This is a genomic window from Litoribaculum gwangyangense, assembly GCF_039543505.1.
Taxonomy (GTDB): Bacteria; Bacteroidota; Bacteroidia; order Flavobacteriales; family Flavobacteriaceae; genus Litoribaculum; species Litoribaculum gwangyangense.
In genome coordinates this window covers 263770-278668 of sequence record NZ_BAABJW010000003.1, presented here as the reverse complement: position 1 = coordinate 278668, position 14899 = coordinate 263770, and the positions used below count along the sequence as shown (strand labels likewise).

Below are 14899 nucleotides of genomic sequence, written 5' to 3'. Positions count from 1 at the left end.
TTGATATTTACATAAAACTACAGTCTACTAAATCAGCTATAATATGGGATACCAATCCCAAAGCTACCGGTCTGGATTTTTTAGGGACCAAAAGAAACACATAAAATAAAATAGCAAACGATGAATGTAAAGGATGAAACCCAATGCTACATCTATTAGGATCAAAAATTGGTGTTGCAAGCAAGTGATCTAGGTCTATTAATATGCCAGCAAGCATAATTAGAAAAGCCATTTTCCAATTATTATAATACCATATTAGGGCCATTATTAATGGTAAAAATACGTGGCAACCATAATGCGCAAAAGCCTGTAACATTATGTCGATTTTATAGTTTGGGATTCCAGATAATTTAAGGCATTGGGGCCTTCATTAAAAATTAAATCTAAAATACTTAAATTAGATAGGAAGCCATGTTTTTCGATAAAAACCTGGGTATAATTATCAAATTGTTGTGGTATTTCTTTTTTAGCATGAACTAAAAAACGAAAGTCTCTAGTATTCTCAGGAGTTTTTACAAAGGTTTCCGTTTTTGAGATATTCAAATCCAATTGCAAACAATCACAAATCACTTCAAAACACTTTAAATTATAATCTAAGATATAAGCAGTTTTTTGAGTGAATAAAGGTTTTAAATCATCCTCGTAATATTCAAAAAAGGGTGAGGTTCTATAAGCTGAAAGCAATGATTTCCAATGGTTATCTTGCCAGTTTACCTCATTAAAAATTTTCACATCCTTATACTTTTGACGATTTTTTTGAGAGTGAATCACAGGAATATTCAAAGCCAATTTACCGTTTGCTCCATAAATATAGCAACGGTTTCGGTAGGTTTGTTTTAAAAAGTTATCATCCATTTCAAAACAGACTTCACTAGTTTTTGACATCGCAACAAAGTGAGCAATGTTTGGGAAATATGTAGGATGAATTAATATGTTCATTTGTTAAGTTATTGATTGCTAAGTTCTAGTTAAAAAACTTAACAACTCCAAATTTAACTAGCTATTCACCTTTTTACGTTTTTTCCATTGGCTATATCCCATCCAACAAGCGAGTAATATTAAGAATGGTATAAAATACGAAGTAGCTTTGCCAGTACCTTTAACAGTGGTAAAGAAACGTTCCCAACGCGGACTAGCGCCATCCCAACTCATCCAAATAAAAACAGGTTTACCCAAAACATGATCGAATGGTACAAACCCCCATCGTCTGGCATCAATGGAATTATGTCTGTTATCACCCATCATCCAATAGTAATTTTGTTTGAATGTGTAAGAGTTAGCCACCTCTCTATTAATTAAAATTTGATTGCCTTTAACTTCCAAGGTGTTACCTTCATATTCTGTAATAACCCTTTTATAGAGTGGTAAAACTTCTAAATTGAGTTTAATGGTTTTTCCTTTTTCCGGTATGTAAAGCGGTCCAAATTGGTCAATATTCCAATTATAATTAGGGTCATGTGGAAAAATATCAGCATCTCTTACTCCTTTTTCTTGAATATTTGGAGTGATACTTGCTACATTAGGATGATTTTTAAATTTTGATAGCGCTTCATCAGATATGGCAGAGAAATAGTAAGTATTTTGTTGATTTATTATTCCAAAACCATCCGTAATGTCATAACGATCTTTTAGATATTTGGGGTTAAACTGATTGGTTTTTGGTTGAACAAAATAACTAAACTGTAAATGCGCTCTGTCTGGTAACACATTTTTCTTGCCGTTGATGTAGACAAAGCCATCTCGAACTTCTAGAGAATCGCCTGCAATAGCCACACAACGTTTCACTAAGTTAGTCTTTTTATCGATAGGCTTGTAATAATTTCTATCGGGTTTAAAGTCGTTCATATCCAATAATGTATCTGCTGGTTGGTTGAATACGACAATATCGTTGCGTTCAATATTTTCAAATCCTGGAAGGCGTAAATAAGGTAATTGTAATTTGTTTTTCCAAGAGTTGCTACCTTTATGGTCATCAAATAAATAGGACTTCATTCCTAATTTAGGAATGGTATCGTGTACCATTGGTGCGGCAACTGTAGTCATGGGCACTCTGGCACCAAAATGAAACTTGCTAACAAACAAGAAATCACCCACCAATAATGATTTTTCTAAAGAAGATGATGGTATGGTGAAAGGTTGAATAAAATAGGTGTGCACAATGGTGGCCGCTACAATAGCGAATAATATGGAACTCGTCCACTCACCAGAGCTCGATTTTGGATGGATATTTCTATCATTAACATATGTGACATTGGCAATGTAACTCAAATAAAAATTATAAAAACCTAAAGTAACAACTGCTAAAAAAGTATCTAAATATGTATTTTTTTGAAAACTTCTAGCTGTTTCTACCCAAACAACGATGAACATAATGAGGTTAACAATAGGTAAAAACAATAAAATAACCCACCACCAAGGCCGGTTGATAATTTTCATTAAAATAACAGCATTATAAATGGGTACAAAAGCTTCCCAAGCTTGTCTGCCAGCTTTAATGTATAGTTTCCAAGTACCCAACCCATGAATTACTTGAATAATTAACACGAAAAAAAACCACTGTGTCCAAGTCATAATCTGTATTTATTGATAATTGTCCAATGACAATTGATTAATTTTTTAAGTTCAAATTTGCAGTTTTTCTTGATGAAATAAAAATTCTAGTCAGCTGATTAGCTTCATTTAACAAAGATTTACAATTTTCTTCTGGAATTAATTTTTCATCAATTAGGAAATCTATCCAAAAAAAGCTCTCATCAACTTCCTCAATCACAATACTTATTTTAGAAACAATACTTTTTTTAGATTGCGCTATACAAGTTGCTCTATAATTAGCAGCGACTGAAGTGCTACATCTTATTAATTGGTTTTTTATATGATTTCCAAGAAATGAGTCTGGTAAAGAAACAGCTAGCCTAACACAACCATGAGCAAATGTTTTGGTTCTTTCCTTTAAATCATTAGTCATTTTTTAGTTATCAATTATCATTATATTCCTAACACATCTTTCATAGTGAAAACACCAGTTTTTCCAATAATCCATTCTGCCGCAATTACTGCACCTAAGGCAAAGCCTTGTCTGTTATGGGCTACATGTTCTAGAGTGATGGTGTCTACTTCACTTTGATAGGTAATAGTATGTGTTCCAGGAACATCTTCAATGCGTTTGGCTGTTATGGGAATAATATAATCCCCATGTTCATTTAACTTCCAATCCTTAAAATTTTCATTATTCGAAATTATGTCATTAGCTAAAGAAATGGCAGTTCCACTTGGGGCATCCAATTTTTGAGTATGATGAATTTCTTCCATGGATACATTATATTGCTTAAGCGAACTCATCATTTTTGCAAGTGTTTTGTTCAATTCAAAAAAGATATTGACTCCTAAACTGTAGTTAGATGCATAAATAAAAGCACCATTTTTCTCTTTACATAAAGCAACAGCCTTGTTATAATTTTCTAGCCATCCTGTTGTTCCAGAAATAACGGGAACAGTATGGTTTATACAATTTGAAATATTGTTAAACGCCACTGTTGGGATACTAAAATCTATGGCAACATCAGCTTTAGTAATATCATAATCCGTGTCGTCTTTATCAATTTTTAACACAATGTTATGACCTCGATTAACGGCAATTTGTTCTATAGTTTTTCCCATTTTCCCATATCCAAGTAAAGCTATATTCATTTTAAAATTTAAAATTTAAGGTTAAACCTACATCACCTGATCTATCAAATTCATTTATTTTATAATGTGGTGCCAAAGATAAGTTTTCATCTACATTATATTGCAATAAATGGGCATCAACATTGGCATCAATAATATTTAAGGCGTAAAGCCCAAAAGTAATCAAAAGTGATATTTCTTTGTTTTTTCTATAAAATTTTTGTCCACGCTCCAATCCTTCCGTGGTTACCCTTGGAGTGGATAATTGGTTTCCTTGTATGTCTAAATAAAACTCATCATTGGTAAAACCAGCCAGCCTACTTTTGTAAGCATCCCTATATCTGTTATACTCCTTATTATTGGTGACATAAAAGTAAATTCCTGTACCTATGGCTCCATAAACAATAGGGATTTTCCAATATTTTTTATTGTATGCTTGCCCTAGACCAGGTAAAATAGCTGAATAAAATGCCGCTTTTGCTGGAGACAGGGGGTTGATAGGATCTCTAACTGGGACTATAGAATCTATAACTACGTTTTCAGGAATAACCTCTTCAGGGCTTTGTTTTTTTTTTGGATCTTCATCTTGAGCGATCAAAGAAAAGCAACACAAAAAAGTTAATATATTTGCTATTAGGAATTTATTTAGCACCTTCAACCAATTTTTTTATTCGATTAAAATCTTCTTCGGAATGAAAAGGTATGGTTATTTTTCCTTTTCCATTTTTAGAGACTTTAACGTCAATTTTGTGTCCAAAGTATTCTGAAAAGGCGTTTATTCCCTTTTTAATATATTTTGGAACAGCGTCGTTTTCTTCTTTTGTTGAAGAAAGACTGCTTGAATTATTAGGTGTATTGTGGTTTCTTACTAGATTTTCAGTTTCTCTAACGGATAATTTTTTGGAAAGTATTTTCTCGTAAATATCCAGTTGAATAGTTTGGTCTTCAATAGTAATTAAAGCACGACCATGCCCCATAGAAATAAAGCCATCGCGCATGCCTGTTTGAATTATCGGGTCTAGCTTTAATAAACGCAAATAGTTGGTTATGGTAGAACGTTTTTTACCAACGCGTTCGCTCATTTGTTCTTGAGTAAGATTGATTTCCTCAATTAGGCGTTGATAGGATAAAGCAATTTCAATAGGGTCTAAATCTTGGCGCTGGATGTTTTCAACCAAAGCCATTTCAAGCGATTCTTGATCATTAGCTATCCTAACATAAGCTGGAATAGTTTCTAAATTCAGATATTTAGAAGCTCTAAAACGGCGCTCGCCAGAAACTAATTGGTATTTATTAAGTCCTAATTTTCTAACCGTTATTGGCTGGATAATACCTAATTCTTTTATGGATGAGGCTAATTCGCGCAGGGATTCTTCGCTAAAATTGGTTCTTGGTTGAAAGGGATTAACTTCAATAAAATCTAAGTCAAGCTCTACGATATTGCCTATAACTTTATCAGCACCCGTATCTTGAGCCGATTTAATATCGTTGCTAGGGTCATTTAATAATGCCGATAAACCTCTTCCTAAAGCCTGTTTTTTAGTTGCCTTAGCCATAATTTAAGAGTTTTTATTGATAATTTCTTTTGCCAAACTTAAGTAATTGTCGGCACCTTTACTACTTGCATCATAATTAATTATACTTTCACCATAACTTGGTGCTTCACTCAAGCGCACATTTCGTTGAATGATGGTTTGAAATACCATATCGTTAAAATGCTTTTGTACCTCTTCAACCACTTGGTTAGATAATCTTAAACGGGAGTCGTACATGGTCAATAATAGACCTTCGATATCCAATTCTGGATTATGTATTTTTTGAACACTTTTGATAGTGTTTAAAAGTTTTCCTAAACCTTCTAGAGCAAAATATTCACATTGTATGGGTATAATTACTGCATCGGAAGCTGTTAGCGCATTTAAGGTCAATAAACCGAGTGATGGGGCACAATCAATTAAAATATAATCGTAATTGTTCTTTATTTTCTCAAGTGCTTTTTTAAGCATGTACTCGCGTTCATCTTTATCTACAAGTTCTATTTCAATAGCAACGAGATCTATGTGTGCCGGGATAATATCTAAATTAGGGGTATTGGTCTTAATAATGGCTTCTTTTGCAGAATTTGAATGCTCTAAAAGTTGATAGGTCCCTATTTCAACAGATTCCACATCTATCCCAATTCCGGAAGTTGCATTAGCTTGAGGATCTGCATCTATAAGTAACACTTTTTTTTCTAGAACACCTAGTGAGGCTGCTAAATTTATGGAGGTTGTTGTTTTACCTACACCACCTTTTTGATTAGCAATTGCAATGATTTTACCCATTAATGATTTGGTTTTTATAAGCCGTAAAAATACAATTATTTACGAGGAATAAAAACGTAACTTGTTAACAAATCGGTAAATGGAATATTGCTTTTTTGAATAATAGAGTCTTAATAATGAAACTATATTCTTATCTTACAATTAGTTTGTTAATTAGCCCTTCTTGTTTCTTCTTCATTTCCAAAGTTTCGTCTTTTCTCATTTATTTTTTTATTACCAAAACTATAGCGCATTGAAAATCTTAAGTATCTATTGTTTCTATTTTGTCCGTAAACTTGTCTTACATCATTAACTGTAGATTCAAAATTATTTAAAGCTGAAGCATTAAAAATATCTTTTACAAGTATAGACAATTGTAAACTTTTATTAAAAAAAGAAGTACTGTAACCCAAATCTACACTAGAAGCACTTCCGATAGAAAACAAACCATATTGAACATCAGATTCATAATTAGCATTAACCTGTAGGTCGCTTACGTCGCTTAATTTAATATTATTGTTAGAAGATAAGATATAAGAAAACCCATTTTGTAGAGGTGCATAAAAAGGCTTTGTAAATTCACTTTTAATATGAATTAATGTGAAGTTATTTTGGCTTTGTAACCATTTTAATTTGTTGAATGTATAACTTTCACCTAAACCAAAAACATATTGATTTAAAAAATTATCGCGTGTTACAATTTGTGTATTGCTTTCAATATCAGATGTAAAAATAGTTCCAGACATATCATTTTTTACGTTAAAGAATACGTTGGTTGTTAGCTTACCTTTATAAGTGTGTTTCAATTCAAAATTATCAGTAAAATTAGGTTGTAAAAATGGATTACCTTCACTGTACGTATTACTACTCACAAAAACTCTAAACGGATTTAAGTTGTTAAAAGAAGGTCGATCAATGCGTTTACTATAGCTAAAATTAAAACTGTTATTATCATTTTTTTCAAATGAAACATAAAGCGTTGGGAATAATTTAGAATAGCTATTAGTATTGGTTTGGTTAAGGTTTTTAGAAAATCCCTCTGTTTGTGTTGCTTCAAAACGTAACCCCATTTGTAATTGTAATTTGTTGTTTACTTTTTTACTAGTATTAATATAGAGTGCTTGATTCTTTTCTTTGTATTCAAAAGTATTTGAAATATTACTATCTAAAACAGGAGTACCACTTTCAGTATTAAAAAATGAGATGCTACTTTCACTATTAACGCTACTAATTCTTGCACCATAAGACATGTTTACACTTTTAAAAGGATGTTCTATATCTACTTTTAAACTTTTGTTTTCTATAGATTGAAGTGATGTTGTATTTGCAGAAAGGTTTATGTTTTGAAAGTTATTATTAGCATCAAAACTTTCGGTTTTAAATATTCTGTTTCTATCAGCTTCAAAGGTGAAATAATCGGCATCAACAGATATGCTTCTACCTAAGGTATCTAGTTTTGTTATTGCATGTAAATTTAAAGAATGGCTTAATCGTTTTACATTTTCATTTCCATTATTCACCAATAAAGAGTCTATGGTATTATACGGGTTCATTATTCTTGTAACGCTACGATCACTTATTCCTGGTTGCGTTTGGTTTCCAAAATACTGAATACCTATTGTTGTTTTGTTTGAAATATCATAGTCTAATAATAATCTTCCAGAAAATGCTCTTTTACTATCTTTTGTATTAATATTGATATCCCAAGTGTTATTTGGATAAAATACTTGAAAGTCTTCTAAACCACGTATGTTTCCTCTGGTTTTATCTATGCTAGCTGAAATGTTAAGTTTATCTTTTCTGTATGAAAAACTATTTCTAAAACTGGTGAAGTTGTAAGTATCAATATTATGAATTAAAGACACCCTATTTTTCCAAGAGTTTTCAACGCCAGTTTTTAGGACAATATTTATAAGTCCGCCATTTCCAGAAGCATCATACTTGGCAGGTGGTGCTGTAATGACCTCAATTTTCTTTATATCATCACCAGAAATACTATTTAAATAATTAGTTAATTCTTCTCCAGTTAAAGGAATAAGTCTATCATTTATCATTACTTGAGAGTTACCTTTACCAAAAATGTTTATACCTTCATTTCTTACCTGTAATCCAGGGGTTACTTTTAGCGCATCCATAGCATCACCATTACTGGCAACAATACTATTTTCAACATTAAAAATAACACGATCTGCTTTTTGTTCAATTAACTTCTTTTTGCTGATAATAACAACTTCTTCAAGTGTGTTTGTATCTTCCTTTAAAGTTATTGTGCCTAAATCTAAAGTGTTTTCTAATATGATATTTTGTGTATAACTTGTATAGCCTACATAGCTAATGGTGAATTTATAAATGTTTTTCTCTGTTTCTATTGAAAAATTTCCATCTATGTTTGATATGGCACCTATAATTTTATCTTCACTTGTTTGAAGTATAATATTTGCCCCAGCTATTGGTCCTAAAGTGTCAACAACTTTACCAGTAATTTTTATTTGAGCACATAAGATGATTGGAAATACTGAGATTAGGAATAAGATAATACGTTTCATAATAATTGTTTTAACTATTTACATTTTGTTTGATGCAAATATGTCTCAGAAGAAGAGACTACACGACCGATTGTTAAAAGTCGAACGTATTTCTGTTTTTAAAATGCGTTCGACTATTTTTTTTGAAACGTTCGACTTTTTACAAAGTCCTATTATGACTATGATTTTCGGTAAGTAGTAGGTGTTTTTCCTGTATGCTTTTTGAAAGCCGTATTAAATGAAGATTTTGAGTTAAAACCAACTTCATATAATATTTCCAGTACGGTATGTTTCTTTTTTGATGGGTCTTTTAATATAGACATAGCTTTTTCGATACGATATTCATTTATAAAATCAAAAAAGTGCTGCCCAAGTTCTTGATTTATTAAAATAGAAAGATCACGATGAGGCATATCTATTTTTTCTGAAAGTGATTTTACAGTTAATGAAGGGTCTAAATAAGGTTCTTCGGTTAGCATGTAAGATTTAATACTTTCAATTTGATTGGTGAATTCTGTTTGCCTATCAGAAATCATTTCTTTGGATAAACGAAGATCAACGGTAATTCCTCTAAATAATTTTGGAGATAATAGCGCTTTAAACACTAACCAAAAACTAAAGAATAAGCCAAAGAGCAATAAAATAATTCTAAAAACATTTACAAAATCAATACTAAAATCTCCTGAGTCTCTTATAAAGCCTTTAACAAAAGTTAGCAATTGGCCAATTAGTATAAATATAATAAGTTGTTTTACCCAATGGTAATTGTAAAAAGCCTCTTTACTAGTGTAATTCTCTAGTAGTAGCTTTCTGTACCTGAATAGATAATATAGTTCAGCTATGATGTAAAGAATTTCAATAATACGATTCATTACGGTTATAAACTGCCCTTCAAACGTTTCAGCGTAATTTGATAAAAACTCAAATTGCTCCGTTTTAGATACCAAAAAAAAGTTAGGGACTAATAGGAGAATGCTGGTTGTCCAAGGAAGTAAAAGGAGAAGATGCTTCGGTTTTAGCTTAAAATCAGAATAGATAACAGATAGAATATAAAGAAATAATAAAGGGTCTTTGAAACTAGAAATTTGTATTCTAAACATTTCTATTGAAGGTGGAAATTCTATGAAATTATGATAGAAGAATACGCTTATATCTATAGCAGTGATGATTAAAAAACTAGCGAGGAGTTGATTGCTAAGTTTTTTATTTGTTTTTACAATTAATAAAAATAAAGAAAAAAGTAAAAATAACGCAACTATTATAAAGCTTGTTATTCCTATGATGGTAGAATTATCCATTTGATTGTGTGGGATTAAAATTTCTATTCCTCATCAATCAATATTTCAAGAATTTTTATAGCAGCATCACTAATTTTGGTACCTGGGCCAAATACAGCAATAACACCAGAATCAAATAAATATTGATAATCTTGTTTAGGTATCACACCACCAACAATAACCATAATATCATCTCGTCCATATTTTTTTAATTCTTCGATAACTTGAGGCACAAGGGTTTTATGTCCTGCAGCTAATGAGGAAACACCTAAAATATGTACATCGTTTTCAATAGCTTGTTTAGCCGCCTCTTGTGGTGTTTGAAATAACGGACCAATATCCACATCAAAACCTACATCGGCATAACCAGTGGCTACTACTTTAGCACCTCTGTCATGACCATCCTGTCCCATTTTAGCAATCATGATACGAGGACGTCTGCCATCTTGTTCAGCAAATTTATCGGCTAGTTCTTGAGCTCTTCTAAAGGATTCGTCGTTTTTTATTTCTTTACTATACACACCAGAAAATGATTTTATTTGTGCCTTATAACGTCCAAAAGCTACTTCCAAGGCATCACTTATTTCACCTAGTGTTGCCCTTTTGCGAGCAGCTTCAATAGCTAAAGCTAGTAAATTTTCTTGTCCTGTTCGAGCGGCTTCCGTTAATTTTGATAAAGTTGCTTTCACTTTTTCAGAATTTCTTGTCGCTTTAATATGGTTTAAACGCTCTATTTGTGAGATTCTAACGGTTTGGTTATCTACTTCTAAAGTTGAAATGGGGTCTTCTTGTGCGAGTCTATATTTATTAACCCCTACAATAATGTCTTGCCCAGAATCAATTCTAGCTTGTTTTTTGGCAGCTGCTTCTTCAATTCTAATTTTTGGAATGCCAGCTTCTATCGCTTTTGTCATACCACCCAGATCTTCAACTTCTTCAATAAGTTTCCATGCTTTTTGAGCGATGTCATGGGTTAGTTTTTCAACATAGTAACTACCTGCCCAAGGATCAACCGTTTTTGTAATTTTGGTTTCTTCTTGTAAAAATATTTGCGTGTTACGCGCTATTCGTGCTGAAAAATCGGTTGGTAGTGCTATGGCTTCATCTAAAGCATTGGTATGTAAACTTTGTGTGCCACCAAAAGCAGCAGCTGTTGCTTCAATGGTAGTTCGGGCTACATTATTAAATGGATCTTGTTCTGTTAAACTCCAACCACTAGTTTGGCAATGTGTTCTTAAAGCTAACGATTTCTCATCCTTAGGGTTGAATTGTTTTACTATTTTAGCCCACAACATCCTAGCAGCTCGCATTTTGGCAATTTCCATGAAATGGTTCATACCAATGGCCCAGAAAAACGACAGGCGAGGAGCAAAGGTATCGATATCCATTCCGGCATCTAAACCTTTTCTGATATATTCCAATCCATCGGCTAAGGTATAGGCCAACTCAATATCACAAGTAGCACCAGCCTCTTGCATGTGATACCCAGAAATACTAATACTATTGAATTTAGGCATGTTTTTACTCGTAAATTCAAAAATATCTGAAATGATTTTCATGGAAGGCGCCGGTGGATAGATATAGGTGTTGCGCACCATAAACTCCTTTAAGATATCATTTTGAATGGTTCCGGCCAATTGTTCAGGTTTAACACCTTGCTCTTCGGCAGCCACAATATAAAATGCCATAATGGGCAAAACAGCCCCATTCATGGTCATGGAAACCGACATTTTATCCAACGGAATTTGGTCGAACAGAATTTTCATGTCCTCAACAGAATCAATGGCAACGCCAGCTTTTCCTACATCTCCTACCACACGTTCGTGATCGGAATCATAACCCCTGTGGGTTGGCAAATCAAAAGCTACGGAAAGTCCTTTTTGTCCAGCTTGCAGATTTCTTCTGTAAAAAGCATTACTTTCTTCAGCTGTTGAAAATCCTGCATATTGACGTATGGTCCAAGGCCTGCGAACATACATAGTAGAGTAAGGTCCACGTAAGTTTGGAGCTATACCAGCAACAAAATTAAGATATTCCAAATGTTCAACATCATCTTTTGAATAAACTGATTTTACTTCAATACCTTCGGCGGTTAAGAAACTGGTTTCTACTTTAGTTTCTAGATTCCTAACATCCGACTTTAATTTAATATGTTTAAGGTTTTTTCTCAAAATGAATTATTGCTTTTCCGTATTTGCTTTCGGAGGAATCACGTTAAAGTCCAAAGGTTCGGGTTTGTCAAAATTTATGTTAGATAAATCAGCATCAAAAAGTTTAGCATAAAATAAATCCAATGCGACATAAGTTGCTAAATATTTATCGTTTAAGGTGTTTACATACTTTGTCATTAAAGGAGAACCAAATAATTTGGGTTCCATAAAATTAGTTGATATGAGGGAATTAAAAGTTGTTTTTAAGGCCTGGTCTTGAATATTATTTGAAATGCAGTCAATTATTTTACTGTTATAATTTAAATGGCTTTTGGTGTTGTTTGCATCCCATAAATCACCTTCATTTTTTAAGGCTTCAAAGATTTTAAGTGTGTGCTCTGAAATAATATCTTCATATTTTATTCTCGTATATATCGAATTTCTTATAAATTGGGAGTAGGATAGAATCAAAGTTGGATTAGGGTTATCTTTTCCATAAAATTTTAAAATATCATCTTCAAAACTGTAAAGGGCTTCTTTGTAAAGTTTATTATTGGTTGCATCACAAAATAAAACATCTGGTTTGTCAGTGTATTTAAAATCTGAAAAAGTGTTTTCTTTTTTACAACCAAAAAAAGTGAATGCTAATAGAAATGCAATAAGGGTAATTTTTGAGTTCATTTTAATTTTCATTTTTTAATCTTTTTTGTTCTATTTTTTCAGCTAATCGTTTTTCTAAAATAGGCTCAATTAAGGTTTTTCCTTGTTTAGTTTTTACAAAAGGATAAATTTCAAGTTCATTTTTCATTTTATCACTCATATTAAGGTGTTTGTTTGTGCCTAATAATATTTCTTCTCCTTCATCAAATAGGTGTTGTTCTTTATAGGCACTTTCCTTTATTTTTCTTTGTATCGTACCTTGTTTTAATTGTTTTAAAAATCCATTGTTGGCTTCTATATCTTTAAACAAATCCAAAGCTTTTTCAGCTAGTTGCTTGGTCAAAATTTCAATGTAATAGGCCCCATCTGCGGGGTTATTAACTTTATCAAAATAGCTTTCATTTTTTAAAATTAATAATTGGTTTCTGGCAATCCGCTCACCAAATTCATTGGTTTTATGGTAAATGTTATCATAAGGCAAATTACAAATGGTATTGGCACCACCCAAAATAGCACTCATACACTCGGTTGTGGTTCGCAACATATTGGTGTTGTAATCATAAATGGTTTTATTCCGTTTTGTTGGCGTTGCTATGATTAGGCAGTTTGGATTCACATCATACTCTGAAGCTAGCGAATTCCATAGGGTTCGTAGTGCTCTAAGTTTGGCAATTTCAAAGAAATAATTAGTGCCAATGGAGGTTTTGAAAGTGATTTGTAGAGATTGCTTTGCTTCACTTACTATGATGTTATTTAAGTGATTTAAATATTCATTGGCATGAGCTAACCCATAAGCTAATTGTTGAACTACAGTAGCTCCAGCGTTTTGGTATAATGTAGTATCAACAGTAATAGAATTTGTTCTTTTTACTAGATGTTCAAATTGTTGAAAATCGTCTTTTAAATTAGTATACCAATTGCCTGTTTTAGCTAGGTTATTTACAATATCATAATGAACGTGAATATTCGCAACGTTTGGTATTAGTTTTATAAATTCTTCGGAAAGAAATTGTAATTCTAGATGAACAGCAACTTTATCTAAATCGATATTTTTTATTAAATCATGAATTAAAATATCTTTAGTGGAAATGATAAATTGTATACTTTCAGCACCTCTTTCAATCGCATCAATAGCGTTTAAATTCGATTTTTCAACATGGGCCACATAAATGGATTGGCAAATTTTCCATTGCGTAGCCTCGGTATTTGAAATATTGGGTAATTCATGAAAATCATCAGCATGGTAAAAGGGTTTAACCGAAATATCTTCATTTGTTGCCCAAACCAATGCATCATTGTAGTCAGCACCTTTTATATCAAACTGTATTTTTTGTTTCCACTGTTTTGCAGAAACAGGATTAAATTCGCTAAACAACTTATTGATCATAATTATTTAGTCTTTAAGCTATCTTCATATTCAATTATGAAAATTTCTTCATTATCACGTTTCATGTAATACTCTTCACGTGCAAATTTCTCCAAACCTTCTTCGGTACTTAATTCCTTAATGGCTTTATTGTCTTTTTCTATTTCCTTTTTGTAGTATTCTTTTTCGTTTTCAAGATCATCGATTTCGGAATTTAATTCATGATGTATGAGCCATGAATTAGCATCAAAAAATAACATCCAAACAACAAAAATCACCAAAATTAGAATGAACCAATTTTTAAATAGTTTTAAATATTTGTTTTTGAAAGTGGCCATTTAAAGTTTATCGTTTATAATGGTTTTTACAATATCTATCGCTACCGTATTGTAATGGTTGTTGGGTATAATGATGTCTGCAAACTCTTTCATGGGTTCTATAAACTGATTGTGCATGGGCTTTAATGTTGTTTTGTATCTTGTTAAAACTTCGTCTAAATCCCTACCTCGTTCACAAATATCACGCTTTAAACGTCTTATTAAACGTTCATCACTATCTGCATGCACAAATATTTTAATGTCAAACATGGCTCTTAATTCTGGGTTTGTAAGAATTAAAATACCTTCAACTATCATCACTTTTCTGGGGTGTGTTAAAACCGTATCGCCAGTTCTATTATGTTTAACGAAAGAATAGACAGGTTGGTGTATAGGATTGCCTTTTTTTAGTTCTTTTAAATGCGCTTCAAGTAATTCAAAATCAATGGATCTTGGGTGGTCAAAATTTATTTGAACCCGTTCATCATAACTTAAATGCGACGTGTCATTATAATAAGAATCTTGTGAAATAATACCAACTTCGCCCTCTGGAAGTTCGTTAAGTATTTGATTTACAACGGTAGTTTTACCACAACCTGTGCCACCAGCAATTCCTATAACAAGCATAAAAAATA

General features: G+C 32.2%; 15 protein-coding genes. All 15 read right to left on the bottom strand.

Features of this window, described 5'->3' with window-relative positions:
• Positions 1-7: 7 nt before the first annotated feature.
• The 15 genes from ABD963_RS10735 to udk all read right to left on the bottom strand — a co-directional run bounded on the left by ABD963_RS10735 (position 8) and on the right by udk (position 14891).
• Positions 8-316, bottom strand: coding sequence for a DUF6122 family protein (locus tag ABD963_RS10735; protein WP_345276965.1), 309 nt, complete (start codon positions 314-316; stop codon positions 8-10).
• A complete protein-coding gene (locus ABD963_RS10730; protein ID WP_345276964.1) occupies positions 316-939 on the bottom strand; it encodes a WbqC family protein in 624 nt (207 codons plus the stop codon). The genes ABD963_RS10735 and ABD963_RS10730 overlap by 1 nt, the downstream gene beginning before the upstream one ends.
• A gap of 57 nt (positions 940-996) precedes the next feature.
• Positions 997-2571: a signal peptidase I gene (lepB, locus tag ABD963_RS10725; protein WP_345276963.1), complete on the bottom strand. Its 1575-nt coding sequence runs from the start codon at positions 2569-2571 to the stop codon at positions 997-999.
• A gap of 37 nt (positions 2572-2608) precedes the next feature.
• A complete protein-coding gene (locus ABD963_RS10720; protein ID WP_345276962.1) occupies positions 2609-2965 on the bottom strand; it encodes a four helix bundle protein in 357 nt (118 codons plus the stop codon).
• A 20-nt stretch (positions 2966-2985) separates the two neighbouring features.
• The gene (dapB, locus tag ABD963_RS10715; protein ID WP_345276961.1) at positions 2986-3687 is read right to left on the bottom strand and encodes a 4-hydroxy-tetrahydrodipicolinate reductase; all 702 of its coding nucleotides are present in this window, start codon (positions 3685-3687) and stop codon (positions 2986-2988) included.
• A 1-nt stretch (position 3688) separates the two neighbouring features.
• Positions 3689-4318: a DUF5683 domain-containing protein gene (locus tag ABD963_RS10710; RefSeq protein ID WP_425562800.1), complete on the bottom strand. Its 630-nt coding sequence runs from the start codon at positions 4316-4318 to the stop codon at positions 3689-3691.
• On the bottom strand, positions 4308-5222 hold the full coding sequence (locus ABD963_RS10705; RefSeq protein ID WP_345276959.1) for a ParB/RepB/Spo0J family partition protein: 915 nt from the start codon (positions 5220-5222) through the stop codon (positions 4308-4310). Before ABD963_RS10705 ends, ABD963_RS10710 begins: the two co-directional genes overlap by 11 nt.
• 3 nt (positions 5223-5225) lie before the next feature.
• Entirely contained in the window at positions 5226-5990 is a 765-nt protein-coding gene (locus tag ABD963_RS10700) for a ParA family protein (RefSeq protein ID WP_345276958.1), read from the bottom strand.
• Between the two features lie 149 nt (positions 5991-6139).
• On the bottom strand, positions 6140-8515 hold the full coding sequence (locus tag ABD963_RS10695) for a TonB-dependent receptor domain-containing protein (protein WP_345276957.1): 2376 nt from the start codon (positions 8513-8515) through the stop codon (positions 6140-6142).
• A 158-nt stretch (positions 8516-8673) separates the two neighbouring features.
• Entirely contained in the window at positions 8674-9594 is a 921-nt protein-coding gene (locus tag ABD963_RS10690) for a helix-turn-helix domain-containing protein (protein ID WP_345276956.1), read from the bottom strand.
• Between the two features lie 221 nt (positions 9595-9815).
• Entirely contained in the window at positions 9816-11945 is a 2130-nt protein-coding gene (gene scpA / locus ABD963_RS10685; RefSeq protein WP_345277113.1) for a methylmalonyl-CoA mutase, read from the bottom strand.
• Between the two features lie 3 nt (positions 11946-11948).
• Positions 11949-12602 (bottom strand): hypothetical protein, encoded by a 654-nt coding sequence (locus tag ABD963_RS10680; RefSeq protein ID WP_345276955.1) that lies wholly within the window; start codon positions 12600-12602, stop codon positions 11949-11951.
• A 1-nt stretch (position 12603) separates the two neighbouring features.
• Positions 12604-13968, bottom strand: a complete 1365-nt coding sequence (locus ABD963_RS10675; RefSeq protein WP_345276954.1) for a methylmalonyl-CoA mutase subunit beta — start codon at positions 13966-13968, stop codon at positions 12604-12606.
• A gap of 2 nt (positions 13969-13970) precedes the next feature.
• Entirely contained in the window at positions 13971-14285 is a 315-nt protein-coding gene (locus ABD963_RS10670; RefSeq protein ID WP_345276953.1) for an FtsB family cell division protein, read from the bottom strand.
• Positions 14286-14891: a uridine kinase gene (gene udk, locus ABD963_RS10665; protein WP_345276952.1), complete on the bottom strand. Its 606-nt coding sequence runs from the start codon at positions 14889-14891 to the stop codon at positions 14286-14288.
• Between the last annotated feature and the right edge of the window lie 8 nt (positions 14892-14899).